Source organism: Undibacterium sp. JH2W, from assembly GCF_049340425.1.
GTDB lineage: Bacteria > Pseudomonadota > Gammaproteobacteria > Burkholderiales > Burkholderiaceae_D > Undibacterium.
The window spans coordinates 49,215-71,926 of sequence record NZ_JBMPOT010000019.1; the positions used below are offsets into that span (position 1 = coordinate 49,215).

At 51.0% G+C, this 22,712-nt stretch carries 23 protein-coding genes; 10 read left to right on the plus strand and 13 right to left on the minus strand.

Going from position 1 to position 22,712, the window contains the following annotated elements; genetic code table 11:
- Positions 1–181: 181 nt before the first annotated feature.
- Entirely contained in the window at positions 182–1,150 is a 969-nt protein-coding gene (gene corA / locus ACO0LC_RS23940; RefSeq protein WP_423007864.1) for a magnesium/cobalt transporter CorA, read from the plus strand.
- A 27-nt stretch (positions 1,151–1,177) separates the two neighbouring features.
- Positions 1,178–1,576 (plus strand): VOC family protein, encoded by a 399-nt coding sequence (locus ACO0LC_RS23945; protein ID WP_423007866.1) that lies wholly within the window; start codon positions 1,178–1,180, stop codon positions 1,574–1,576.
- A 168-nt stretch (positions 1,577–1,744) separates the two neighbouring features.
- Here ACO0LC_RS23945 and ACO0LC_RS23950 read toward each other — a convergent pair whose 3' ends face one another.
- The 3 genes from ACO0LC_RS23950 to ACO0LC_RS23960 form a co-directional block, all read right to left on the minus strand.
- Positions 1,745–2,161, minus strand: a complete 417-nt coding sequence (locus ACO0LC_RS23950) for a hypothetical protein (RefSeq protein ID WP_423007868.1) — start codon at positions 2,159–2,161, stop codon at positions 1,745–1,747.
- Positions 2,139–2,675 carry a hypothetical protein gene (locus ACO0LC_RS23955; protein WP_423007870.1) on the minus strand — a complete coding sequence of 179 codons (537 nt, stop codon included), beginning with the start codon at positions 2,673–2,675 and terminating at the stop codon, positions 2,139–2,141. The genes ACO0LC_RS23950 and ACO0LC_RS23955 overlap by 23 nt, the downstream gene beginning before the upstream one ends.
- A gap of 71 nt (positions 2,676–2,746) precedes the next feature.
- A complete protein-coding gene (locus tag ACO0LC_RS23960; protein WP_423007872.1) occupies positions 2,747–3,271 on the minus strand; it encodes a hypothetical protein in 525 nt (174 codons plus the stop codon).
- A 210-nt stretch (positions 3,272–3,481) separates the two neighbouring features.
- Between ACO0LC_RS23960 and ACO0LC_RS23965 the strand changes: the two genes are divergently transcribed.
- The 3 genes from ACO0LC_RS23965 to ACO0LC_RS23975 are packed head-to-tail and all read left to right on the plus strand — an operon-like array spanning position 3,482 to position 4,936.
- Complete coding sequence (locus ACO0LC_RS23965; RefSeq protein ID WP_423007874.1) at positions 3,482–3,907, plus strand: GNAT family N-acetyltransferase; 426 nt, start codon at positions 3,482–3,484, stop codon at positions 3,905–3,907.
- A 32-nt stretch (positions 3,908–3,939) separates the two neighbouring features.
- Positions 3,940–4,545 (plus strand): transglutaminase-like domain-containing protein, encoded by a 606-nt coding sequence (locus ACO0LC_RS23970; RefSeq protein WP_423007876.1) that lies wholly within the window; start codon positions 3,940–3,942, stop codon positions 4,543–4,545.
- 19 nt (positions 4,546–4,564) lie between these two features.
- Entirely contained in the window at positions 4,565–4,936 is a 372-nt protein-coding gene (locus ACO0LC_RS23975) for a nuclear transport factor 2 family protein (protein WP_423007878.1), read from the plus strand.
- Between the two features lie 70 nt (positions 4,937–5,006).
- Here the strand turns inward: ACO0LC_RS23975 and ACO0LC_RS23980 are convergent, their stop codons facing one another.
- The gene (locus tag ACO0LC_RS23980; RefSeq protein WP_423007880.1) at positions 5,007–5,450 is read right to left on the minus strand and encodes a hypothetical protein; all 444 of its coding nucleotides are present in this window, start codon (positions 5,448–5,450) and stop codon (positions 5,007–5,009) included.
- Between the two features lie 251 nt (positions 5,451–5,701).
- On the opposite strand from ACO0LC_RS23980, the gene ACO0LC_RS23985 reads away from it, so the two are divergent.
- Positions 5,702–6,145: a thioesterase family protein gene (locus ACO0LC_RS23985; RefSeq protein ID WP_423007882.1), complete on the plus strand. Its 444-nt coding sequence runs from the start codon at positions 5,702–5,704 to the stop codon at positions 6,143–6,145.
- A gap of 129 nt (positions 6,146–6,274) precedes the next feature.
- On the opposite strand, the gene ACO0LC_RS23990 is transcribed toward ACO0LC_RS23985, so the two are convergent.
- Entirely contained in the window at positions 6,275–8,980 is a 2,706-nt protein-coding gene (locus ACO0LC_RS23990) for a TonB-dependent receptor plug domain-containing protein (protein WP_423007884.1), read from the minus strand.
- Positions 8,981–9,226: 246 nt separating this feature from the next.
- Between ACO0LC_RS23990 and ACO0LC_RS23995 the strand changes: the two genes are divergently transcribed.
- On the plus strand, positions 9,227–9,946 hold the full coding sequence (locus ACO0LC_RS23995; RefSeq protein WP_423007886.1) for a substrate-binding periplasmic protein: 720 nt from the start codon (positions 9,227–9,229) through the stop codon (positions 9,944–9,946).
- Positions 9,947–10,030: 84 nt separating this feature from the next.
- Entirely contained in the window at positions 10,031–11,152 is a 1,122-nt protein-coding gene (locus ACO0LC_RS24000; RefSeq protein WP_423007888.1) for a DegT/DnrJ/EryC1/StrS family aminotransferase, read from the plus strand.
- A gap of 80 nt (positions 11,153–11,232) precedes the next feature.
- Here ACO0LC_RS24000 and ACO0LC_RS24005 read toward each other — a convergent pair whose 3' ends face one another.
- The 3 genes from ACO0LC_RS24005 to ACO0LC_RS24015 all read right to left on the minus strand — a co-directional run bounded on the left by ACO0LC_RS24005 (position 11,233) and on the right by ACO0LC_RS24015 (position 14,027).
- On the minus strand, positions 11,233–12,420 hold the full coding sequence (locus ACO0LC_RS24005; protein WP_423007890.1) for a metallophosphoesterase: 1,188 nt from the start codon (positions 12,418–12,420) through the stop codon (positions 11,233–11,235).
- A 17-nt stretch (positions 12,421–12,437) separates the two neighbouring features.
- A complete protein-coding gene (locus ACO0LC_RS24010) occupies positions 12,438–13,457 on the minus strand; it encodes a tetratricopeptide repeat protein (protein WP_423007892.1) in 1,020 nt (339 codons plus the stop codon).
- A gap of 219 nt (positions 13,458–13,676) precedes the next feature.
- Complete coding sequence (locus ACO0LC_RS24015; RefSeq protein ID WP_423007894.1) at positions 13,677–14,027, minus strand: winged helix-turn-helix transcriptional regulator; 351 nt, start codon at positions 14,025–14,027, stop codon at positions 13,677–13,679.
- Between the two features lie 137 nt (positions 14,028–14,164).
- Here ACO0LC_RS24015 and ACO0LC_RS24020 point away from each other — a divergent pair, with 137 nt between their 5' ends.
- Positions 14,165–14,719, plus strand: coding sequence for a carboxymuconolactone decarboxylase family protein (locus ACO0LC_RS24020; protein ID WP_423007896.1), 555 nt, complete (start codon positions 14,165–14,167; stop codon positions 14,717–14,719).
- 144 nt (positions 14,720–14,863) lie between these two features.
- Entirely contained in the window at positions 14,864–15,370 is a 507-nt protein-coding gene (locus ACO0LC_RS24025; protein WP_423007898.1) for a Crp/Fnr family transcriptional regulator, read from the plus strand.
- 50 nt (positions 15,371–15,420) lie between these two features.
- On the opposite strand, the gene ACO0LC_RS24030 is transcribed toward ACO0LC_RS24025, so the two are convergent.
- The 5 genes from ACO0LC_RS24030 to ACO0LC_RS24050 all read right to left on the minus strand — a co-directional run bounded on the left by ACO0LC_RS24030 (position 15,421) and on the right by ACO0LC_RS24050 (position 22,673).
- On the minus strand, positions 15,421–16,557 hold the full coding sequence (locus tag ACO0LC_RS24030) for an HD domain-containing phosphohydrolase (protein WP_423007900.1): 1,137 nt from the start codon (positions 16,555–16,557) through the stop codon (positions 15,421–15,423).
- Positions 16,554–19,664, minus strand: coding sequence for a response regulator (locus ACO0LC_RS24035; protein ID WP_423007902.1), 3,111 nt, complete (start codon positions 19,662–19,664; stop codon positions 16,554–16,556). The genes ACO0LC_RS24030 and ACO0LC_RS24035 overlap by 4 nt, the downstream gene beginning before the upstream one ends.
- 294 nt (positions 19,665–19,958) lie before the next feature.
- On the minus strand, positions 19,959–21,104 hold the full coding sequence (locus tag ACO0LC_RS24040; protein ID WP_423007904.1) for a DUF4272 domain-containing protein: 1,146 nt from the start codon (positions 21,102–21,104) through the stop codon (positions 19,959–19,961).
- 249 nt (positions 21,105–21,353) lie between these two features.
- On the minus strand, positions 21,354–22,175 hold the full coding sequence (locus ACO0LC_RS24045; RefSeq protein ID WP_423007906.1) for a substrate-binding periplasmic protein: 822 nt from the start codon (positions 22,173–22,175) through the stop codon (positions 21,354–21,356).
- A gap of 189 nt (positions 22,176–22,364) precedes the next feature.
- Positions 22,365–22,673, minus strand: a complete 309-nt coding sequence (locus ACO0LC_RS24050; protein ID WP_423007908.1) for a single-stranded DNA-binding protein — start codon at positions 22,671–22,673, stop codon at positions 22,365–22,367.
- Positions 22,674–22,712 lie beyond the last annotated feature (39 nt).

Below are 22,712 nucleotides of genomic sequence, written 5' to 3' on the forward strand. Positions count from 1 at the left end.
TGAAAATAATAAACATACATCATAAGCGCTGCTGACTTTATTTACTGACCGTGTTTCTCTGTATTGTCAGGTAGGGCACGATGCGAGCCTGCAATTAAAATCTCCTCTCACTGCGCCTATAGAGTGAAAACAGGTTTACAATCCAGCAAAACCAAAGACTTTGCTTTCCCGGAATTTGCCTATGATTAATGTCTTCGTCTTGCATAACGGCCGCCTGAGCCAGATCAATGTGGAAAACCGCGCTGATCTTGAAAATACCCTGCCTATCTGGGTCGATCTGACCGACCCCAATGAAGAAGAACGCGAATGGGTAAAGAGTATCTATGGTGTGACTTTGCCGGGGGAAGACGAAGTCAAGGATATTGAAGCTTCAGCGCGTTATTATGAAGCCGACAATGGTGACCTGCATCTGCGCACTGATTTTTTGATCGACGATGACGATGAACCGGCACGCACGGTAACGGTGGCTTTTATCCTGGCACGCGATATTTTATTTTCTGTGCATACCATAGACCTGCCGGTATTCCGTCTGGTGCGCATGCGTGCCAGGTCACGACCAGGTTCGATTGCCGATTACAAGGATGTGCTGCTGGACCTGTATGCGACCGATGCTGAGTATTCTGCCGATGCGCTCGAAGGTATCTATCAAAACCTGGAAGATGTCAGCCGCAGCGTACTGCAAAAAGACTTTAGCGATCAGGATGCCGCTGCTGCCCTGAACTCTATCGCCGTCGAAGAAGATTTGAATGGTCGCATACGCCGCAATATGATGGATACCCGCCGTGCCGTCAGCTTTTTGATGCGTGGCCGCCTCTTGAATGCGGATCAGTTTGAAGAGGCACGCCAGATTTTGCGGGATATAGAATCACTCGATGGTCATACTTCCTTCCTGTTCGACAAGATCAACTTCCTGATGGATGCCACCGTCGGTTTCATTAACATCAATCAGAATAAAATCATCAAGATATTCTCGGTCGCCAGCGTAGCGTTCTTGCCGCCTACCCTGATCGCCAGTATCTATGGCATGAACTTCAAGGGCTGGTTCCCAGAGCTGGACTGGCAACTGGGTTATCCGTTTGCACTGGCTTTGATGCTGGCTTCGGCGATCACGCCATTCTGGTACTTCCGCCGGCGCGGCTGGCTTAAATAAAGAACATAGAGTAGAAAGTAATAGCACATGCCTGCCATTGCACTTGGTCATTACAATCTGCGCGGTGACCGCGCCACCCTGGAAACACTCAGGGATTTTTATGTACGCTATGTCGGCCTGACAGCAGGGCCACGTCCCCTGAAAAGTTTCGGTTATTGGCTATATGCCGGTGACCGCGATGTCTTGCATTTATCCGAGAACCGCCCTGGCGAAGAGCGTCAGACTGTTTTGAAAACAGGTTTTGACCATGTTGCCTTTACCTGTACTGATTTACCCGCCATGCTGGCGATACTAAAGGCAGGCAATATCCCTTATCGCCATGCGACAGTGGACGCATCGGCTGGTTTTGCCACGCAACATCAGGTGTTTTTCAGTGATCCTGAAGGCAATGGCATAGAGCTTAATTTTGTAGAAGCAGCCGAATAAACACTACTCTTCAGTAATAGGCATGAAACTGCTTCCCCGGGTTTTTGCAGATCGACACTTGTGCTAATAGTGTCGATCTGTCTATTGCTAATTGCTTAGATCAAACTGTCATGCATTAGCACGCCTACTAGTTCTACTGTGTGTGCAGCAGTGCTAGTTGAATACACATCATCCTCTATAGTCGTTTGCAATTTCACAGGCTTGCCCGCAGTCTCGGCGACTATATGTGTACAGGTTGTACACCATACTGGCGCGGTCGCTGTCAGTGATGGTCAGGGTGATGGCCATGTCCTCACCTGAACCAAGTGTGAAGTGTCCCTCGGCAGGAATGAATGCCAGTTGATGCAAGGCAGTTTCCAGGTTGGTGAGACTGCCACTGATCTGGTAAAAACCAGTCTGTGCATCGTAATGACTGCCGGTGACTATTCCCAGTTCCAGCAGACTACCAGCCTTGGGTGTAGCCAATTGTATGCTCAGCGTGCCATAGTTGCCATCAGCATCTGTCACACTGACTTCAGAAAACAGAGATTTGATGCTTTCTATGGAGACGGCTGTCGGTACATTATGTAACAGGGGAGCAATCATTGATTGCAGTGACTGCGACTTGCTTATTGACGACTGCGCTGGTATTGCTGTCATCATTGGCACTGTAACTGATGTCGCGAGTGCTGGTATCAGGTGTCTCGGAACTATTTGTATAGCTGACAGCTCGCAGGGCAGCTTGCCACTGAGCGACAGTGGCGCTGGAGAGGTTGGTATTGTCTGCATCCGTTAAAGTCAATGCAGTATCGATTTTGACCGCAGCAGAAGGTGTATTATTGCCTTCGACAAATTGCACAGCACCCGTAGAGCTTGTAATGACGGGCACCTGGTTGATATGCGTGACTTTGATGGTGGCAGTTTTCTGGTCGGTTAAATGTACCGGATTCTGGTCATCGCTTGTATACCAATAACCATTATCATCAATCATCATATTCAATGTGACATCCGTATGATCATGCAGTGCCGATGTGAAACTGAGTTTATTGGCAGCAATGAAGCTATTAATATATTCAATCGGACCATCGAGCTTTAATGTCGAAGTACCAGAACCTGTCACTGTCACACCTGACGAAGTGCTGGCGTTGAGAATGCCAGACGAAGCCCTGAGTGTTGCTGTGACTGGGTAATCTAAGGCATTACATCGCTGAAACTAAAGCCCCTGAGCACACTGCTTTGGTCTTCCGTGACAGTAAAGTTACCAGGAGCATGAATGACAGGTGCATCATTAACTGCAATCACTTGCAAATATTGATAACTGGTGTAGGGAGTGTTCTCTAGATAGGAATCACTATGACCGTCGTTGACAACAAATCTTACGGCACGGTAGTTGCTGGAAACAGGGGCCTCGGACAAGTTGGTGTATTGAACCGAGCGCAAGGCATTTTGCCACTCTGCGACAGTAGCGGTGGCACCTTCAGAAACCAGGTGCATGATGCCAGTCGTCTGGTCAAAGCTGCTGGCAGTGATATTGCCCATGTTCTGATGATTGTTGTTGAACATCAGAATATCTTCACCAGCTTTATAGTAGCCAGCATTCATATATAAGGTCGCTGATGCCAGTGTGGCACTATCAACGTCGTGCAGCGTCAGGCCGGCATCAACCAGTACGCCAGCCTGGTTTTCAATATAAGGATGTGGTGTATTGGTCGTCATGATGACAGGGCTGTCATCAATAGCACTGACCTGGATAACTTTACTGACGACGGTGCTCGTTTTGAAACGGAGGCTGAAATGCAGATGCCTTTAAAACTTGGATGAGAAATGAGTGCAGCATGTACTTCAATTGGGCAGTCTTCGGGTAGGTTGAGTATCACATTTCTACATATGTGATAAATTTCTGTATTCATTTTTTGAATCATGCATATGACTGACAAACAGATTATCAACAATTACCAGCCCATCGCTGCCATACCCGACGTGGCGACTTACTGTCACTTGCGCCAGGCGGCAGGTTTAAGTGCCAAGACGGCAGAGGCTGCTGCACGTGGTTTGCCTGCCAGTTTATTTTCTGTGCAGATCATGCTGGGTGGACAGGCCGTAGGTATGGGGCGTGTGATAGGTGATGGCGGCACGGCATATCAGGTCGTCGATATTGCCGTGTTGCCCGAGCATCAGGGCAGGGGCCTGGGCAAGATGATCATGGTAAAAATCATGGAGTACCTGCAGCAGCACGCGCCCGAGTCTGCCTACGTCAGCCTGATTGCGGATGGCCCGGCACAAGACCTGTATGCACAATTTGGTTTCAAGCACACAGCACCTGCTTCGGTGGGCATGGCTTATAAAGTATGACGCAATTCAGTACGCATTCAAGGGAAAGGTATATGGAAGAATTTCTGGCAAGCAGCATCTATATAGATTGGCAGCATCCTGCCGTTTTGTCACAAGCACGGTTTTTGGCTGAAGCTAGTGACGATCAGACAGAGATTGCGCGCCGTTGCTTTTATTTTGTGCGTGACAAGATCAGGCATAGCTGGGATTACCGGCAAAACCCGGTAACCTGCAAGGCTTCTGATGTGCTGGCATATGGCACGGGATATTGCTATGCCAAGAGCCACTTGCTGGCGGCACTGTTGCGCGCCAATGGCATCCCCGCCGGATTATGCTATCAGCGCCTGACCATCGCTAATGAACCGCCATTTTGCCTGCATGGCTTGAACGCAGTTTATCTGTCTGAACATGGTTGGTACAGGTTGGATGCACGTGGTAACAAGCCAGGTGTGCAGGCAGAGTTTTGCCCACCGCAAGAGCAACTGGCTTTTGCCATCACCCAGTCTGGTGAACAAGACTATAGCGGTATCTGGGCCGAGCCACATGCCGCAGTGTTGGCGGCTTTGCTGAACCATACTACAGTAGAAGCCGTCGCAAAAAATTTGCCTGATGCCGACCTGAGCGTAGAAACCACACCAGTCAGCCTGGTATTTTCTTGAATAAAATTTGGAAACATCGATGACACTCACAACTGACCCTACACCCGAAGCCGTCGTGCAAGCCCAGCTAGATGCCTACAATGCCCGCGATGTCGAAGCCATACTCAAGACCTATGCAGTCGACGCCCAGCAGTTCGAGTTCCCGGGCAAGCTGCTGGCCAGTGGCCATGCAGAAATCCGCCCGCGCATGGCGGTGCGCTTTGCCGAGCCAAACCTGCATGCCAGGCTGTTACGCCGCGAAGTGATAGGCCATATCGTCATTGATCATGAAGACGTCACACGCACTTTTCCTGAAGGCACTGGTCGTGTGGAAATGATTGCCATTTATGAAATCAGGAATGGTCTGATACAGAGCGCCTCAGTGGCATTGGGTGTGCCTGTCCTGGACTGATAACAAAAAAGACCTGCAATATCTTGCAGGTCTTCTTCTTATCTTGTGCTACAGCTGAATCAAACTGGTATTACAGTGCCGCTTCCAGTGTAGACCTGATCGCCTTTGCGCGATCATCAATGTAATCAGCATTGCTGAAAGGTTTGAAATTGATCGTCAGGACACCTTCTTCAAATTTCACGCCGTTTTCAAATGCCATCGATGGCGCAGTTGCTTCATCGTAGTGGAACTTGATGGCTTTCAGTTCTGCAGTGAGAGCTTCCTTGCCCATTGCATCAGCGGTGACTTCACCCAGGGCCTTGGCAGTTGGAGTAAAGAAAATATTGGTCCAGTAATCTTCACGGCTATAAAAATCCTGCTGACCGGATACTGCCATGCTTTCCCAGTCTACCTCTACTTCTACCGGGAAACCGGCAGCACCTTGCAGGTCTTCCAGTTTCTTGGCGAAAGTGCTTTCTTTGTAGTCGGCTACGGCACGGCGTTCTGCCAGATTCAATTTTGGTTTGTCGCTCACTTTGTCTTCCTCACGTATACATGTTTACAGCGCTATAGCGCCAGATAATCCGGTAATACTGTTCAGCTTTTCTTGTTTGCTGACAGTTATGTAAAGTTAACATGCGCTGGACTCCCTGTTCACTATACAAAGGTATGGATAATGAAGAATGCTTGTTTCCAAATGTAGTTGCCAGCCACTCCACGCTGAAACGGGGGAAGCTTGTAAACACGGTAAAATGAGGCTTTTATCGCGTATTTTCTTTCATTATCATGGCCCGTCTGCAATTACATTTCCCTGAAGATCAATACTATTTTTCTACCCAGTTGACCGTGCGCGTGACCGATATCAATGGCGCCAACCATCTGGGCAATGATTCCATGATCTCCATGATTTCTGAAGCCCGCGCACGCTTTCTGTATGACTTTGGCATACGCGAAACTGCCGCTGGTGGCAGCGGCATCATAGTTACTGACCTGGCCACCACCTACAAGGCCGAGGCCCATGCGCGTGACCAACTCTTGTTTGAGGTTGGTGTCATGGATTTTAATAAATACGGTGGCGATATTACTTTCCGCATCACCCGGCCAGCCGATCAGACCCTGATTGCCATGGCAAAGTCAGGCTTTGTATTTTTTGATTATCGCGCTGGACGCGTGGTGGAAATGCCTGAGGACTTCAGAGCCAAGTTTGCGCGGGTGAATTTTTTGGATTGATGGGGGGGGCGTGCACACTAGGCTTTCATATAGACCAAAAAAAGGCGCGCGCAGCGCACCCTGCTATCTATCTGTTGTTCATTCTTCATTCTCCCCCGGTAGGGAGAGAATGAAATCCGGCTTAGACTATCAAGCTCCAAACTTGTAGTTCACTTCCACCCAACCCTGGCGGCCAAATGGATTGAAAGAGCCAATAGGGTAATTTGGCCAACCACCGCTCTCGTCGTACTTGATCTTGTTAAAGACATTGTTGACGATGACAGAGACAGTCAGGTTTTTACTTGCCTGATATACCGTGCTCCAGTTGGCGATGCCAGTAGGTGAAAGATAGTACTTGCCAGAACCGCTAGGTATCTTGCCGTAGCGTGTCACAGTCAGGGTATTTGACCAGTCACCCTTGTTCCAGTTGACACTGGTGATGAGTTTGTCGCGCCAGTCGCTATTGCCAAGATCTGCCAGGTCATCAAACAGGGCATCACCTTCAAATTGCTTGGATTTTTTACTCAAGACCTTGCTGTAATTGGCCTTGATATTAAAATTGCCATAGTCAGTGGTTTTCAATTGATATTTGCCACTGATGTCTATGCCGCTGGTAGCCTGATAAGCGGCATTGATGGGGTTGACCCAAATTTCCTGTATCTCGCCAGCATGGCTGAGCGCATCATTTGGATAACGTTTGATGCGGTTGATGGTGTCAGCACACTGGCTGGAGTTAATGTCGCGTTTGCCGGTGCGGCAATCGGCTTCATCGCGCAATAGCTGATCTGAACTCAGGTTGACCACCATGTCACTGATCTTGATATTCCAGTAGTCGAGCGAGACATCGAATTGATTATTTGGTGACCAGACTACACCAAGACCAAAGGATTTGCCTTTTTCTGACTTCAGATCAGGGCTGCCGAATTGCACGTAATTAGCTCCTGGCGAATAATTCGCATAATCACAATCCTTGAGTTCCTGGCCCAGGGTCTTGCAGCGATAATAATCCGTGGTGCTGGAATAATAACCAGTGCCACGCGACTTGAAGATGTAATTCATATCCGGTGCACGGAAGCTGGTGGCATAGTTGGCACGCAGCAGCAATTCTGTCGTAGGGCGAATCTCCAGGCCGCCGTTATAGGTCAGCTTGCCATCCTTGCGACCTGCGAACTGGTAATTATCATAGCGACCAGCCAGGCTGGCCGTGACTTCTTTCAGGACGGGTACATAGACTTCTGCACCGAGGGCATAACGCTGGCGTGAACCATGTACATCGTCTGACTTGGTGACGGTATTGAAGAGACCCTGATTGATTCTGGGGTCGGGCAGGTTATCAAAACTCTGGCGGCCTATCTCGGCGATACCGGCAGTTTTGACTGTACCTGCGGGCAGTTTCCAGAGTTCTGTATTCACGGCCAGGTTCAGGGTTTGCGTACGCGAGCTGTCTGAGCTGCGTGATGTGCCGATGATTTGATCGTATTCTGCAGGCGTCAGTCTTTGTGTCAAGCGCTTGATGTCCGGCGCATAGATGGCGATGCCTGCCTTGTCCAGACCAAGTTTTGGTCCCAGGAAGAACTGGTCTATATTGGCCAGGGAACGTGGCACCACGTTCTCGCTGCGGTAGCCCGAGGCGCTATAGGCGGCCTCATAATTCCATTGCGTGCCGGGGATGACACCCTTGACGCCCAGATTGACACCAACCGAGAGATCATCCCAGATGCGGTTAAAACGGTTCACACCATTGATTTCTTCTGGTGCAAGCACCTTGCTCCAGGCTTCATAGGCATTGCTGTTCTTGTTCCAGAAATAGCTCTGGTTGGTAGCCGAGGATGTCCAACTGGGGGAACGGGTATCGTTTTCTGTCTTGTTCTTGCCCAGCAAAATGTCGGCAAACAAGGTGGTGTCAGCATTTAAATCCAGATTGCTGCTGGAGAATAAATTCAGACTCTGGTTCTTGGTTTGCACTGACCAGTGCATGGGGCTCACGCGTGGGCTGGCGCAGTAGCTGCCTTTGCTGGTTTTATAGCTGATTTGTGTGCCTTCAAACAGATCGGCTAGCTGGCTACAGGCGTCTCCCAGATCCAGGTATTTGCTCGTTTTCATGTCTTTGCGTATCAGTGTACCACTGGGCGTGCTGCGGCTTGCCATGAAATCACGCTGGGTGGCACGCAGGGGTTCGCGTTCGCTGTATTCCAGGCTGAACAGGCTGCGCAACTTATCGACGTTGGCTGTGCCTGAAAACTGTACGCGCTTGTTGCTGCCGCCGCCACGATCAGTATCACCGATTTTGACATTCAGGTTATAACCCTGGCTGTCTTTTTTCAGGATGATGTTAACCACACCGGCAATCGCATCCGAGCCATAAATCGCCGATGCGCCGCCATTCAAAATTTCGATACGCTCAACAATGTTAGACGGGATATTGGCCAGATTGGTAAAGTTCACCGTCCCTTCATAAGCGATAGGGAAATCGGCCATGCGCCTGCCATCCAACAGTATCAGCGTATGATTTGGCCCCAGGCCGCGCAAACTGATGGTATTGGCTGACGGTGTAAAGGTATTGCCAAAGTCCTCGCCCTGAGTAAAGCCAGAGTTTTGCACTGCATTGTTGAGGGCGTCATAGACATTCTTGTAGCCTTGTCTGGTGATTTCTTCTCCGGTAATGACAGTGATGGCTGTCGGGCCTTCCAGACTGGCCCGCGGAATGCGAGAACCAGTGATGACCACAGCTTCCGGTTTACCATCTGTGGTTTGGGCATAGGCATTGTTGCTGACGGTCTGGCTGTAAAAAAGCGCCAAAAGACAAGCAGCGATGGGTTTCAGCGCAGGCTTGCGTGAACAGGTGTTGTTATACATAAGTCTTCTCGAATAATGTTGGAAGACCGGAAAATATCAAGAATATATCTATAATAAAACGAATATATACGTATATCCACATGCATAGCTTGACTGGTATTAGCCTTCAGCTCCTAAGTTAAATTTGCATTCCCATGGAAAATATATGGCACACTGGCAAGAGTGGTATCCAGGTTAAAAAATAGCATGCCCATAGCAGTCGCCCATAAAATTATTTATAGACTCATCAGCATTTTATTGTGCTGTATGTTCGCTCTTCACAGCCAGGCTGAGACGATTACGCTGGTGGGAGAAGATAGCTGGTATCCCTACTCTGCCGTCAAGAATGAGCAAAATCGTGGCTTCGCGGTTGATGTCATCAAGGCCGCCTATGCTGCCGTCAAGATCGACGTCAAATTCATCTCCACTCCCTATTCACGCTGCCTGATGCTGGTACAAAGCGGGCAAGAACTGGGCTGTTTTGACAGCCTCAAAGATGCCAAGCTGGAACCCGATTTTATCTTCCACAAAGAAGCCATCTTCAAGGCCAGTGTCGGCATTTACGCCAGGACCGACAGCGCGCAAAGCAGGGTCAACAAAATCAATGTGCTGGAATTGCACAAATACGTCATCGGCGTCACTCATGGCTACACCTATGGTACGGCATTTGAAAAAGACACCCGCATCGTCCGCGAATCTGCCCCGAATGATTTGTCCAATCTGCGCAAGCTAATCTTGGGGCGCTCTGATTATTCCCTCATCTATACCCGTGTGGCAGACTATCTGACCAGCACCCATCCAGATGAATTCAAAGGGGCTATCCAGCAAGTAGGTATCCTGGTGGAAGATTATCTTTACGTCAGTTTTTCCAAACTGCGGCCAGAATCTGCCCGCTACGCTAATGCTCTGGATCAGGGCTTGCGCCTGATACGGGCGAATGGCGCGTATGCAGCGATAGAAAGAAAATGGGCCAGGCCCGAGCCTTGACGCCTGCGGCGCGCTGCTGGTCAGCGTGCGAGGGAAATTCTTGCGCTACAATGGGCATTCCATTTTTTTGCACACTCATTTGCCATGACATCAGCTTACCGCAAGTTCGCCCAGCCACAATTGTCCGAAGCCAGCATACAGGCCGTGGTCGAGGTGCTGCGTTCCAACTGGATTACGACCGGCCCCAAGGTCGTCGAACTGGAGCAGGCACTCTCGCAGACCTTTGGTAATCGCCCGACCAGGCTGCTGACCTCGGCCACCGGTGCGATGGAAGTGGCACTGGCACTGTGCGATATTGGCGAGGGTGATGAAGTCATCACTTCTGCACAGACTTTTTTCTCTGCCATGAACATGATCGTCAAATGCGGTGCCAAGCCTGTCTTTGTTGATTGCGATCTGGTCACCCGTGCTATCGATCTGGCCCAGGTTGAAGCCGCCATCACACCCAGGACCAGGGCCATCATGCCCACGCATTTTCCTGGCGCATTGGGTGACATGGATGCGCTATATGCACTGGCAAAAAAATATCAGCTACGCGTGATCGAGGATGCTGCCCTGGTACAGGGTTCCAAATGGCAGGGCCAGCCGGTAGGTTCATTTGGTGATATTGCCATCTTCAGCTTCCACCCAAATAAAAACATGACCACGATAGAAGGCGGTGCCATCGTCGTCAATGATGAGGCAGAAGCGCAACGCGTAGATATCCTGCGCTTTCACGGCATCAGCAAATTGCCAGACCAGACCCGTGATGTGGTAGAGGCCAGCGGCAAATTCAATATGTCAGACGTTTCTGCTGTAATAGGCCTGCACCAGTTGACCCAGTTCGACGAATTCATGGCACAGCGCGAGGTATTGGCCGAGCGTTATTTCACCAGCTTCCCGCAAATTCCTGGCGTCATATTACCACCGCAAGGCCAGCCCGGGCAGACCTGGGGTATGTTCTGCATCCTCATCCCGTATGAAAACTTTGGCCTTACCCGCAGCAGTTTCCGCGCCGCCCTGCATGAGGCGGGCATAGGTACGGGTGTCTCTTATGAAGTCTGCCACCTGACTACCGTGGGCAAAAGTTTTGGCTATCGCGAGGGCATGTTCCCGAATGCGGAACGCATCGCCCACGAGACAGTGACCCTGCCTTTGCATGTAGGTTTGACAGTGGGAGATGTGGATGAGATTTGTGCGGTGGTGAAGAGGGTGTTGCTGGGGTGAGTCAGGGGACGCAATACGTGTGGTGGCGCATTGCGTTGGTTCAGTTAGCTGTCAAACTGTTTTACCTTTACTGCAAAGTTTCAATCCCCCACATCCTTATGCTTCTCCGGCGCATCCGGCACCGCCACTCTTTGCCCATCCACACCTGCCTTGCTGAGCTGGCCTTTTTCCCAGAACAGCATTTCACCCTTGACGCCGCCCTTGATGCCTGAGTCTATGGAAATGACTTTGCCCTGGTAGTGGGAATACACACCATCCATGGTGGTATGGCCGACGACGATGCGGCTGAGCTTGAGTTGTTGCAGGACTTTATAGAGATCATTCGCAGGCAAGACCGGGGCATGGAAATAGCCGCGATACCAGAGCGGGCCGACGCTGCCATATAACCAGCTGAGCACATCGTCAGTCTTGACTTCTGCCTTGCTCAGCCCCAGGGTGGCGCGGTACTTTTCATTGATTTGTGGCAGACTCATATTGAGGCTGGCGTAATCAGGATGCAGGCCGCCATGTATGAACAGCATGTCGTTGACCTGGAGGATGACGGGCTTGCTGCGCAGCCAGCGACCCAGTACGCTGCTGTTGTCAAACATTTGCTGGTAGCTGGTATTCAAATGCCGGGCGACGCTCGCATATTTCTTATTCAGGTAACGCACGTCACCCGCCATGGAAATGGCTTCATGGTTACCCAGTAGCAGATGCACCGCACCGCCAGCGGCGCTGGCCTGGGCTTCGAGTGCATACAATAGCCACAATGCCTCGGTGACCTGGGGGCCGCGGTCCAGCACATCACCCGCGATGACGAGGTGGCCTTTGCCAAAAGTCCATTGCCATTCCTGGTTGATGATGCCATTGGCCTGCAAGAGTTTGAGCATGAGCTCAAACTGCCCATGAATATCACTGATGGCAGCGACTTTGTCTGCCTTGAATTTGATCGTGAGCGGGAAGGCGGTTTCTGCCGGACGTATCGTCAAAACTAGCGGATAACCACAAGGGGCAGGCAGTTTGACCTGGGCGGACTTGGCAAAGCTTTGCTTGCGTAACTGGTCATTGCAGATCCAGCTGACATCCAGGCCAGCTTTGCCTGGCTGCGCTGGTGACTGGTAGACAGCGTAGGGACCGTCATTGATGCCTGTGATATTAGTGACACTAGTGGCAGCAGTTTGTGCCTGCGCTGTGATCGCCAATACCAGACTGCCGACCATGGCAGCCAGACCGCGCCGTATGCTGACATGCAGGTGTGCTGGCGCTGAGTATGATAAAGCTGGCATGCTGGAAAAATTCTTGTTTAGTTTTTCAAATAATAAACCTGACCCTGGTAAATATCGGGCTTGGCCTGATCATTTTTCAAGGCAGGCAAGACCAGCTTGGGTGGCCAGGAGCCGATTTGCCATTCACTCGACAAAGTCACGGCTTGCTGTATGTCTTCGGTTTTCAGGCGAAAGGCCAGACCGAGTTTTTGTTTATTGGGCATGTCTTGCATTTCTTTTTCGGCATCAAGTTTGTCAGCGATGCTGAAATACAGATAGGCGCGCGGTAAGTCTGGCGTGACGCCATTGCCTTCGCTATAGATATTGCCCAGCCAGGCAAAGGCGCGGGCATGCCCCTGGCGGGCAGCTTGTGCCAGCAAGTTGATGGCGAGGTTGACATCGCGTGGCATGCTGGTGCCGGATAGGTATTGGGTCGCCAGATAAGTTTGTGCCTGCGGATGCCCCTGATTAGCGGCCTCACTGGCATAGATATTGGCGACACGCTGATTAACTTCTGTACCCAGGCCCAGGGCAAAAATACGCGCCAGACGGAATTGGGCTTCGGCTTCATGCTGGTCCGCTGCAGCCCTGTACAAGGCTGTGGCTTGCACCATATCCTTGGGCAGGCCCATGCCCATTTCATGGCAGATACCGAGTGTTACCTGGGCACTGGCCATGCCGAGTGCGGCCGCTTTTTGATACCAGGTTATGGCTTGCGCCATGTCCTTCTCGACTCCTAGGCCCAGGCGATAGCCTTCTGCCAGGTTGAATTGTGAACTGGCATTGCCAGCTTCGGCGGCTTTGCGAAACCAGGCCATGGCCTTGGCCTCATTTTTGTCCGGACCTTTGCCGCTCAGGTACATGCTGCCCAAATTGTGCTGTGCTGCTGCCTCGCCATTTTCAGCCCGTTGACTCCAGTCCTGGAAAGCCAGTGCAAAATTACCTTCCCGAAAGGCAGTGGCTGCCACGTCTGGTTTGGCGGCTGCTGCGGTGACAGCGGCATTGGCCATCATTAGCTGGGTGGCGAGGAGAGTGGCAAAGAGTGTGGATTTCAACATGAGTGGTCATTAATTCGAGCAGACTAGGACGGCAGGTGCCTGGATTCATTCCAGGATGGAAGCGCTAGTGTAATTCATCTTGTGCTGCACTGGTAAATTCAGCGTTGAGCCAGGCATCTGGTATGCCGGCCAGGGCGCGCTGAGTCCTTCATTTTCACTGCCAGTATATTTGCAAGTGGTGCGCATGGTGAACCCTACTGGACTGCAGCATGCTATTGCCTAGATATCCTCTAATCCTTCACCTTCCAGCAACTGCTGCCACTCCTCCGACCAGGCCAGCAAAGGCAGCATGGCCTGCACCAGACTTAGTCCTGAAGGGCTGAGACAATAACCGCCCGTGGCCGCCATTTCTATGATGCAGGTTTCGCGCAGTTCGCGCAGGCGCTGGTTCAGTACCGTGGGTGACATGGCGTCGCAGCGGTCGCGCAATTGCCGGAAACTCAGGGGTTCGCCACGCAGCTCCCAGATCATGCGCAATGCCCAGCGCCTGCCCAGTAAATCCAGTAAGGCCATGATGGGGCGACCACTCTGTGATCCTCTGACAGCTTGCCTGGGTTTGGGTGTAGTCATATATTCTCCTTGCGCTACATTAAGTGTAGCGTTATGCTACTAATAATGTAGCGACTGATGAATTGTAACATTGCGGGATAGACAAGCGGGCAAGTGGCTGCTTAGCGTTGCCGCGTAATCTTTACCAGGAGAACTTGATGTCCATGACCAGAATTGCTCCACTAGAGCCGCCGTACGAAGCAGAAGTCGCCGCGGCGTTTGAACGTATCATGCCGCCCGGGATGCCAGCCTTGAAATTATTTCGTACCCAGGCGCATAACAAGAGAGTATTGCAACGCATGCTTGCCGGTAATTTGCTGGATAAGGGCAGCATTGATTTGCGCGAACGTGAATTGATTATCTTGCGTACTTGTGCGCGCTGCGGTTCAGAATATGAGTGGGGTGTGCATGTTGCTTTGTTCGCAGAAAAAGCTGGGTTGACGAAGGTGGACATCGCCGCCAGTCTGCGTGCAGATCCTGATCTTAGCCTGTTGCCTGCCAAAGAAATTTTATTGTTCAAGGCAGTGGATGAATTGCATGACAGCTCGGGCATCAGCGATGCTTTATGGATGGCATTGACACATTATTACAGTTCGGCGCAGATACTTGAAATCATCAACCTGACAGGTAACTATCATACCGTTTCTTTCATTTGCAATGCCGCCATTGTGGAACTGGAAAGCTATGCCCCCAGATTTGCTCAGTTCAGATAACGCGCATGTCACAACATGTCACTGTTGCTGTGATCTGGATTGCGATAAACTATTCATGCATCCCCATTCAACTGAGTAGTCAGGTGTCGCTGTATGGGGCACAATTTCCATGTCATTGCAGATGTTGACAAGAGCGAGTGCAAAATGAATTCAGATCACGCTTTGGACGGTTTTCGTCTGGTGGGGATAGGCAGCGGATTCAAGAGTGAAGTTTGTGACATGATCGCTGAATCCCAGTTATTTGCCGATTTGGACTGGAAAGATATCCAGGCCCTGGCTGAGTATGTGCAATGCTATGAAGTCTCAAGTGGCACCGTGGTATTCAAGGAAGGTGAATCTGGCACCTATATGTTCTTGCTGGTAAAGGGAGAAGTTGAAATTCTCAAGACTGGTCAGGATGGTGCTCTGCACCGCATGGTCCTGGTCACGCACGGCAAGATCGTCGGTGAAATGTCCATCATAGACGGTGAAAAGCGTTCAGCAACTTGTGCCGCCACCCAGACCAGTATCCTGCTCTTGCTGACTAAAGACCACTACACCCGCATCATCAAGGAAAAGCCGGTGCTGGCCGTGCATATACTGGCAAGGCTGGCTAAACTGATGAGCCAGCGTTTGCGTAGCGTGAGCGGGCAACTGGTAGAATATCTGTGAGCATAGTGAGCGGCTGCAGGCAGGCCATAGTTCACAGCTATTGTCCCGTGTCATCGCTCAATTGATTTTCTTGCCACCTCATCCTCACTGTCAGCATACAGCCTGCCTATCTTTTGAAATTCATCGCTGATGAGTAAAAATGCATCGACCATGTCCGGGTCGAAGTGTCGTCCACGGCCTTCCCTGATGATGTCTACCGCCTGAGTGTGTGGGAAAGCTGGTTTGTAGACGCGCTTTGAGATGAGTGCGTCATACACGTCAGCAAGGGCCATCAGGCGTGCCGGGACGGGGATATCATCTCCCGCCAAACCCAGGGGATAACCGCTGCCATCCCATTTCTCTTGATGGCTATGGGCAATCTCAAGCGCACATCGCAAAAAACTGCTGGGGGTGTGCAGCAGCTTTTCTGCGGTGGCGATGGTGTCACGTCCCAGGACCGTATGAGTTTTCATGATTTCAAATTCTTCCGGGGTCAATTGGCCGGGTTTGAGCAAGATACGGTCAGGGATGCCGACCTTGCCTATATCATGCAAAGGGGCAGACTTGAATAGCGTTTCTATCATTTCGTCGCTGAGTATTTCACAAAATCGCGGATGCGATTGCAAGGTCTTGGCCAACAGGCGCACATAATGCTGGGTGCGGCGTATGTGGTTGCCAGTCTCATTGTCGCGTGTCTCGGCCAGTGATGCCATGGCGATGATGGTGACATCCTGGATGACTTGCACTTCACGGGTGCGGCGCATGATTTCCTGTGACAAAAACGCATTCCTGTCGCTTAAAAAATCTGCTGCTGCTTTCAGCTTCAGATGGGTCTTCACTCGTGCATGCACGATGGCAGGTGAAATGGGTTTGACGATGTAATCAACTGCACCTGCGTCCAGGCCAGCTTGCTCATCTTCCATGTCGCCCATTGAGGTAAGGAAGATCACGGGAGTTTCCGCAGTCCTTGCGTTACTTTTCAGCTGACGGCAAACTTCAAGGCCACCTATGCCAGGCATCATGACATCCAGCAAGACTAAATCTGGCAAGGGCTGGCTGGCAAGGATTTCCAGCGCACGCTCCCCGCTATTGGCGACCTTGACGACATACTTATCCTTAAGCAAACCAGTCATCAGTGCGAGATTTTCCGGTGTGTCGTCGACGATCAATAAGGTCTGACGCTCACCTTCGGCGTACTTGGTATTCATGGTTCCTCCAAAACAATGGCAGGCTCAGTGTTGTTGTACTGCAATTGCTCCAGGGCAGCAACGAAATCGAAATTGGTGATCGCCCGGTCAAATTCACGGGCCTTTTCATCGATAAACAAGCTGCAGATTTTTTTTGCGTGTTCCAGGTAATAGGCAACCGCCTCACCATCACTATTCCGCAGCAATGTTTGCAAGTGGTGTAAATGCTGCGCGGCATCTGTATCTGCAATAGTATCGTGTAGAGGCTGCCCAGTTTTGCTCAAGGCTGCATTGAGTGCCCTTAGTGCAGATGTTAATTCGCTATCGAAATTCATGACTGCACTGCCAAGTTCGCTACGCGAACGTATCGCAGATTCAAGCGCAGTTGCGGCTGCCTGCAGATTGTGCAAGCCTGTAGAGCCAGCGAGTCCCTTCATGGTATGCGCGATACGCTCGGCAGTTTGCAGGTCGCTGGCTTGCAATGCTGCCGTCAGGCGTGCTGTGGCGTCGGCTTCCTTGTCAGCAAAGTGTCGTAACAGGCTTATATAGAGTTGTGGATTGCCGCCTGTATGTCGCAAACCAGAGGCTTGGTCCAGTCCGTCAATATGCGGCAGCATACTGTGCTCTTCTTGCTTTGGCTGTATTGCGATTGCACTGGGGGTGGTTTCCGCCACTTTGATCCAGCGCGCCAAGGTTTCGAACATGGATGGCGGGTCTATAGGTTTGACAATATGATCAACCATGCCAGCTGCCAGGCAGCGTTCGCGCTCTACATCCAAGACGTGCGCAGTCATGGCAATGACAGGCAAGCTGTTAAAGCGGGCATCTGCACGTATCAACTTGACGGCTTCTATGCCATCCAGCTTAGGCATCTGCACATCCATCAGGACGGCATCGTACACTGCCGGGCCTGCTGCCTTGAGCATATCAATTGCTTGCTGGCCATCGTTGGCAATATCTATCTGGGCACCGGCACTTTCCAGCAATTCTGTGGCAATTTGCTGATTGATTTCATTGTCTTCTGCCAGCAATAATCTCACGCCGCGCAGTATGGGGGCAGCATCCAGGAAGTGCATGGACTTTGGCGGCATGCCAACTGGCAGCCCAAACAAACCAAGGATGGTATCGAGGAGTGATGACTGGCTGACAGGCTTGACGAGGAAAGCATTAATTCTTGCCTTCTCGCTTTGGGCGCGTACATCGTCTTTGCCAAAAGCGGTCACCAGGACTATGCGTAGCCTGGTACTCAGGCTTTTCAGGCGGCGGGCTGTTTCTATGCCATCCAGTTCGGGCATTTGCCAATCTATAAAGGCGACATCGAAGGGATGATCCAGCTCGGCTTGCTGTACTGCTGTGATGGCATCTTGCCCGGAAGCGACGGTGCTGACAGCAAATTCCAGGGCATTGAGCTGGGTCGACAGAATTTCGCGTGCCGAAGCATTGTCGTCCACGACCAGCATGCGCAGACGTTTGAAGTCTTCAGGTAGCGACTGGCGCTGTTGCGGCGTCGCGCTTGACAGGCCCAGCCATATGGCAAAGCTAAAATTGCTACCGCGCCCAGGCAAAGAGTCTACGTGTATAACACCACCCATGAGTTCAACCAGGCGCTTGGCTATCATCAAACCCAAACCGGTGCCACCATATTTGCGGGTGGTTGAGCCATCTGCCTGGGTAAATGCCTGGAACAAACGTGCCAGCTGTTGCTCATTCATGCCTATGCCGCTATCACTGACTTCAAAGCGCAACTGCAATTTGTCACCAAACTGTTCCAATTTGCGCAAAGCTATAGCTACTTGTCCATGTTCAGTGAATTTGACTGCATTGTTGACCAGATTGACCAGTATCTGGCTCAGGCGCAACTGGTCACCGACGAGTTGCTGAGGGATGTCGGGGGCAATATCGATAAGGAATTCCAGACCCTTGTCAGCCGCTTTTTTTGCCACCAGGGAAGAGACATGCGCCAGTACTTCATCCAGGGAAAAGTCCTCCGTTTCCAGGTCCAGCTTGCCTGCCTCGACTTTGGAAAAATCAAGTATGTCATTGATGATGCCCAGCAAGGAAGTGCCTGCATTGTGGATCTTGGCGACATAGTCAGCTTGCCTGGCAGTGAGTTCAGTCTTCAGGGCCAGATAAGACATGCCTATGATGGCATTCATGGGCGTGCGTATCTCGTGGCTCATATTGGCCAGGAACATGGATTTGGCTTGCGTTGCCTGCTCGGCCATGTCCTTGGCCTCATGCAATTCTTCATGTGCCTGTGCCAGTCGCACATACAGCATGCCATTTTCCAGCAGCAGCACGACCAGAACGAAATTGGCTGCCAGTAAGCCATAGATGCGGCCTGCATAAAAGCCCAGGTCGAAGCGCCCGCCATTAAGGACGGCAGAGAGCGCAATATCAAATAACCAGGAGATCATCACTACCATCAACCACAAATCGAGCACGGTGCGGGGCTGGCGTCGCCACAGCAAGAGTAGTGCTACCAGACTCAGTGCCCAGACGCAAGAGACGGTGACGAGCATGACGGACGTATGCTGGTTGCCCTGCATGATCCTGGGCAAATAGTCTTGCCCCGCCGTGGTCAGCAGCGTGAAGCCGCAAACCGCGGCAATCACGGCGATGCTGCTTGCCAGCACAAGCGCGCCGGGATGCATATGTGTTTGTACTTGGCCTGCATGTTCTTTATGGAACGCATAGGCAATCACGATCAAGGGAAAGCCACCATGCCACAGCATATACATCCAGGCCGTGGTCTGCGGGCCTGCACCCAGCAAACCATGTTCAGCAAACAGGCCAGGAAAACTCAGTGCATGCGCCACCGCCATGGCTGCAGTAAACAAATAGGCATTGGCCAGTATCAGTAAGGCTCTGGATTTTAAAATCGCGAATTGACCAAAGAGGAGTACAGCAGTCACCAGATCGCTGACAACCAGCGCAGCCTGGTAGGCTGGAATAAAAGCCCAGACCTTGGTCAGCGCCTGTTTGGCATAAGGCACTACTGCCACAAAGATCAGTGTAGAAACTAGAATCACCGCCAGCGCAAGGCGGCGCTGGGCAAGTGTTGCTGGCATCGTGGACAAGAATACAAAATTCTTGCCTGCCACTGGCTGCGTCCTTTCTGTCAGCACCATTGGCTCCCCAAATGCGCTTATGACTATCTTTTACCAAGAACCAATTTGCACTTGAGACGACAGTAAGTTTGGCAGTGCAAGCAGGCTCACAATGAATGTCATCATTGTTGACGACCAGATTACCTTAAATTTTAATCAAGATATACAAAGATCATTGTAGAAATGATATTTCAATAATGCAAGCCTTGCCTGAGTATCGCGATAGAATTTGTTGTACTTTCGTTAGTAAGTATGTATTCGGTGATGACCAGTAACACATGGCTGATTTGGTGGTGTGCCTGGTAATCAGATTCATGTAGGCGTATCCATCTCATCCCAGGCCGCATTTTCAAAATGCACCAGCCAGTTCAAGGCATAATGTCTTTCATAGATGACGCCAGCATCGAGGTCTTGCGGCAGCGTCTCTTTCTTCATCCTGGTCTGGCGTACCAGCCAGTGCAGGCGGTAATGCAAGTCCAGGGCATCGAGTATCTGGCTGGCCGGGCGCGTGCTGGCTTTTGCCAGTGTGCCTTCAAAATCCAGATTCATCATGGTGCGGGCGATCAGAGGCACGTCGCAAATTGCATCGGCAAATACCAATTCATCCTGCAAGCCCAATACCCATTCCAGTACATACAAGGATTCATAGCGCCAGGCAAACTGGGGCAGGACATTATCCCCAGGTTCTTCTGTTTCCAGGAACTCACGCTCGCTGGGGGATAACCAGGCATGCACCTGGGGGAAGCGCTCAGTCAATTCATGCGAGGGTATAGGCTGATGGGTAGCCACCGATTCGGCGCGCAAGGCAACCACGTACAAAGCCAGCGCCCGCCCCAGTATTTCTGCAACTGGGCGCAATTGCAATTCTCTTTCGCTGACCAGTGGTGGCAAGTGCGCAGGGACTGCGATGCCTTTATCTGTCAAAAAATTATCGGTACGTGCTTTTCTTTGCCAGGCCAGCGCAGGATAAGGGACGGCAGCGCCGGTTTCCATACTGCCGTCAGTCTCTGCCAGCAAAACAAAACCATGGGGGTCACGGATATCGCCATCCTGCATGAATACGATGGCATTGGCTGCCACTGCCCAATCAGAAAAAGCATCCAGCTGACTCTCGTCTATCCACAGACTGACTTGCTGTTGCACGCGCTGTATATGGCGCATCACATGATAACGCTGATGCGTCATCTGCCCATCGCCACGCTTGAGCACATAGCCGATAAACCCTTGCAGATGGCCCTGCATTTCAGGGTCGTGTAAATCGCGCAGGCTATTCAATTGATGGGGGAAATTCAGCGCCGGTATTTGTGCGCATGTGCAATACGCATTGATCAAAATACTGCTGGCACTGTTGATATCTATCTCTTGTGCAAAGGCAGATGCTGCCGTGTTTTCCACAACACTTGATATACCTTCATTGACAGGTTTTCCGGAAATTATATTCTTTAAAATTTTCAGCATGATGTGGATAAAAAATGGGCCAGTATTGCCATGCTGAAGGCTGATTTTTGCAGATCTGCTCTATCATGGCACGCAATGAAAGGCGGTAGGATAAGAGCAAAGTCTAAGCAGGGGGAGTGCTTTTACAAGTCGAAACAGAATTGGATTGGGGCAATGGAAATGATGAGAAATATCCTTTGCGAGGACCTGAAGCAGTACAACATAGCCCATGAATTATAAGTTTGCAGATGGTGACCACAGATGTTGCATTCAATGCCCACCCTCAACCCGGAATACCTCTAGCGGAGGCGCTTCACCTGGCAGCCACTTTTGATGGATCTTTTGAAAGCTGCCATCCTTCTTCATTTGCCGCAAGGCGTTTTCCCACAGGCTGATCGTTGTTGCCGGGGTTTTTAAAGAAAAGGCCAGGTACAATTCCAGGCTGTCGAGCACCATGACTTCTTCTACGTCAGCAGCAGTGCGGCCACTTTCCTGCAAGATGGAATTCACGGCAAGACTACCTTCTACCCACAGATCAAAACGATAGGCAAACAGCATCTTCGATGAATTCAAAGGCGAGTCAGCCTGTGCCAGATTGAGGAAGCCTTTCTTTTTGGCTGCGTCGGCAAAGATGCTACCACGATAAGCGCCGACCGGTAATTTGTAGATATCGTTATCCAGTGCCTTCAGCCTCGCTGCTTCACCCTTGCGGGTGTAGACGGCAGTTTTGGAAATGGCGATAGGTCCCAGCATATGCATGAGTTTTTCGCGCTCTGGCGAGCGGCCCAAGCTGAACAGCATCACGTTTTCATCTTCCAGCACTGCTTTATAACCACGTGCCCAGGGCACCAGCTGTATGTTTTCCTTGCTGCCGGTCAGCGCCTGCAAAGCCTTGACCATGTCGACTGCCATGCCATCAATACCAGTCTTGGTCTTGAAGTTCATGGGTGGCCAGTCTTCGGTGTAGATGCTCAGTTTTTGTGCTTGCACCATGGTGCTGAGCAGGCATAACAGGCAAACCAGTATCAGCACGAATAGCCTTCGCAAGTACGCTTGCTGGCAAGGCAGAGATGAGTAGACAGGAACTGGCATGTTTTCCCTTGGATGCAGTAAGCCTCAGCATGAATATATGTTGAATAGTACGCCCGTGCCTGAAGCTAGCAAATACTCTTGTGGCTTTTTCCTGGGACAGGAAACGATGTTTTACTTTATTCTTGTCTAAATTGCATGCGACCAGGTTGCTAATGACTTAGCTTACCGCAGGGGAAGAGAAAGCCAAAACTAAGTCAGGCTATCGAGATGCGTTGTGATTGCCACATGGGCAATCAAATCCAGAGCAGGCCTGGACTTGCCCTGTTTGTCTGTCCACACCTTGGGTGTCAATGCGCCCGACAAGGACAAACTGTCGCCATCGCCCAGCGTCAGTAAAGTCTCGCGCACCTTGTCATTGAAGGCGATGACATTGCAGATGATGAAATCACCATCATCCGTGGATGCCTTCACCTTGCAGGTGACATAAACAGAACCATTTTGTCCTGCGCGTTCTTCGACCTGGCCGTAAATACGTCCGGCTATGAGTGCGTCTATCATGATATTTTTCTTTGTTATTTGAATTCTATATGGCGCTTG